Below are 2,824 nucleotides of genomic sequence, written 5' to 3'. Positions count from 1 at the left end.
GTGAAGAAGAAAAAAAATTTTTTAAAGAAAAATACAAAGACTACGATATTGAAAGTTTTGGATATAATCATTATTGGGATACAAGCTATGTTTTATTAGTCCAATACTCCTTAATAGACGAAAAAGGTCATCTAGTATTGCCTGAGGATAGAAAGGAAGGAGAGGAGTAGCGTGCCTATCCCTCATAACCGCATAAGCTAGATGACGGAAAGACTATTATAAAATATAGAACGGGATCAAGCGCAGGCGGAGAGACGATAGAGATGGATGCCGTTAAAAAAGCCGGAGATAAAATAGGCAATATAAGCGACGGTCAGTGGAAAGTACATATAAAAGGATGGGAACCGAAATGAAAAAGATTAAAATGATTCATGAATCAGGCGAGCAGCTTTTTACAGAATATGATCGTTTATTTTGTAGACCAATAATTGAAGTATTTTTAAAAGTTATACCTAATACTACGAAGACGGATATCTTAGAACTTCTAGAGCATTGTTGCTTGTGTATGGTTGCATCTGCTCCTAGACACGAATCAGACGAAATGATGCCGCATTTAATAAGTTATGACAACGATGACATAGACTCCCCAAATCCAACCTACATAAGCGAATACATAGGCATAGTAGGAAATCTCTTTCTAGCAGGATACATAGACTTCTTATGCGACTGGGACGACGATTATAAACAAACGGATTATCCTACGAATTTGTCTTACTACGGAAATTCCAAATACGAAGCTTGGGTGTATTTTAGAGATAACTTCTTTTATAAAAAGAAATTTAGTAGAAGCTACGATGAAGATAGAAATAATGAAGAAGGCTACTCCGTCCTATACTCTTGTACCTCTTGGGATAAGCCTGATGACTGGAGTCAATATAATATCCTTGTAGCTCTAACGCCAAAAGGCAAACAATACCTCAATGAAACTCTAGCTCCTAAATTTTACGAAAAGTATAAAGACGTAGAGATCTATCTTGACGATGAAGGCAATATAACAGGAAGCAATGCAGATACTGCGGTAAAAGCTTAAACCTAAACAATGTAAATACAATATGGATAAATTCATAAGCTCGTTTAACGACTTATGCTAAATATGTTAAAAAAGGTATTTACCGATATAAAAAAAGATCAAGAATATATCCTGCAAGAGATGGTAGATGAGCTAAACAGAAGAGATACAGACGGAGTACAGATGTATGTAAAATATAAGCTTGATACCAGACATAGATTAGAGCATTTCTTTGGACAGTGCGTGGTAGAGGTAGGAAGTGGTTTCCATGAACTAACGGAGAGTTTAGATTATAGCGCGAAAGGTCTTATGAGTTTTTCTTACTTTAAAAATCATCCGGATGAAGCTGAGCAATATGGCAGAAAGGAAAAATTTGAAGGAAAGAAAAAAATAATTACTCAAAAAGCTAATCAGGAAATAATAGGCAATATCGTATATGCCGATGAAAATAGACCTAAAGACTTGCGACTGGGCAATGCCCAAGAAGGCGACGGATGGAAGTATAGAGGTAGAGGGATGATACAAATAACCGGTAGAGAAATATATACTGACTTTAATACATTTGCACACGAAGTTAAATTGGTGGGAGATGAAATAAGCTTTGTAGATAATCCAGAACTGGTAGCCGAAAATATAACCTATGCTTTTGTGTCGGATGCATTTTTCTGGATATACAAATATAAAATGGTATATAAAATAGCCGATGAAAGCAAAGCGGACTCAGAAAACGAAGATGTAGTAAATAAAGTAACAAGCATAGTGAATAATAAGGCAGATAGGCAAAAGAGAATAAATTCCTATAAACGTATAAGAGAAGCAAATATATTTAAGAAATTTAAATAAAAGGACAAGAGATGAAATTTAAAATAATATTGTTGACCCTACTTACTAGTTGAAATTTATATGCTTACGAGCCTTTAAGTCCGGCAAGGCTACTAAAAAGGCTAGTAAAAAATTAGAGCAAGTCGATAATAGATTTTAGCCCAATTAAATTTAAGTAGCTATAATACAAACCGACGCTAAAACCAAAGGATACGTAGTGAAATTTACCTTAAGCATATTAGCCCTATTAGCTATAGCATTTTTAGTAGGATGTAGCGCAAAGGATACTAGTAGTAACAACAAACTAAGCAATAGCGAAATAACAAAGCTAGGTAAGAAATACGGAGGGGTGTATGTGTTTAATAAGAAATTCGAAAAGGAAATAGATGATAGGGAGAGGGAGAGAGGGGCGGTTAATAGGCAAATTTTAGATGAAGTATCTCGCATATCAGATAAAGACGAGCGAAATAAAAAGATGAGAAAACTGCTTAAAGAAAGATATTACAATAACCCAAAAATAGCTCAAACCCTCTCCAACGGTAAAAAATACTACACAAGCACTAGATCTTATGAGCAAGATTATAAAAAGGCCGTTAATGTTTCTAAAAAATATATAAACGAGGTCATAAATTTCATAGGACAAGAAGATTATAATAAATTTAAACCCTCTATAGACATAGGATACTTCTACGTGGATAATGACGAAATAGTACCTATAGAGCTTTCTGCAACATATAGCTATCAAGGAACTAAATACGGTTTCTTCGGAGACGAAGGAAGAGGATTTGCTTTATCAAGAGATGAAATATATACCGTAAAAGGCGGAAATAGGTTTTACTTAGAAGATACGGAAAAAAGATAATACTATGAGCGAAATTTCAACCAAAGACCTAATATCTAAATTTAAAGACTATGCAGACATAGCAGACGCTAGCTATGCTATGCTTCACTGGATTAACGAGAATGAAGAAGACGGATGGTTTGATAAATTTA

Annotated in this window: 3 protein-coding genes; all 3 read left to right on the top strand. The window is 34.5% G+C overall.

The genetic code is table 11. From position 1 onward, the window contains the following. Positions 1-541 precede the first annotated feature (541 nt). A complete protein-coding gene (locus Q0200_RS11785; RefSeq protein ID WP_297941291.1) occupies positions 542-1,030 on the top strand; it encodes a hypothetical protein in 489 nt (162 codons plus the stop codon). 63 nt (positions 1,031-1,093) lie between these two features. Continuing rightward, positions 1,094-1,852, top strand: a complete 759-nt coding sequence (locus Q0200_RS11780; RefSeq protein ID WP_297941290.1) for a hypothetical protein — start codon at positions 1,094-1,096, stop codon at positions 1,850-1,852. Positions 1,853-2,048: 196 nt separating this feature from the next. Continuing rightward, on the top strand, positions 2,049-2,693 hold the full coding sequence (locus Q0200_RS11775) for a tRNA 2-selenouridine synthase (RefSeq protein ID WP_297941289.1): 645 nt from the start codon (positions 2,049-2,051) through the stop codon (positions 2,691-2,693). Positions 2,694-2,824 lie beyond the last annotated feature (131 nt).

Source organism: uncultured Campylobacter sp., from assembly GCF_938045225.1.
Lineage (GTDB): Bacteria > Campylobacterota > Campylobacteria > Campylobacterales > Campylobacteraceae > Campylobacter_A.
Note: the sequence above shows the minus strand (reverse complement) of the source record. Positions and strands in the feature narration are given on the sequence as shown.

Excerpts from the sequence above, each read along its gene's own strand:
- Q0200_RS11785 (WP_297941291.1), top strand. The coding sequence starts at position 542 with ATGATGCCGCATTTAATAAGTTATGACAACGATGACATAGACTCCCCA.
- Q0200_RS11780 (WP_297941290.1), top strand. The coding sequence starts at position 1,094 with ATGTTAAAAAAGGTATTTACCGATATAAAAAAAGATCAAGAATATATC.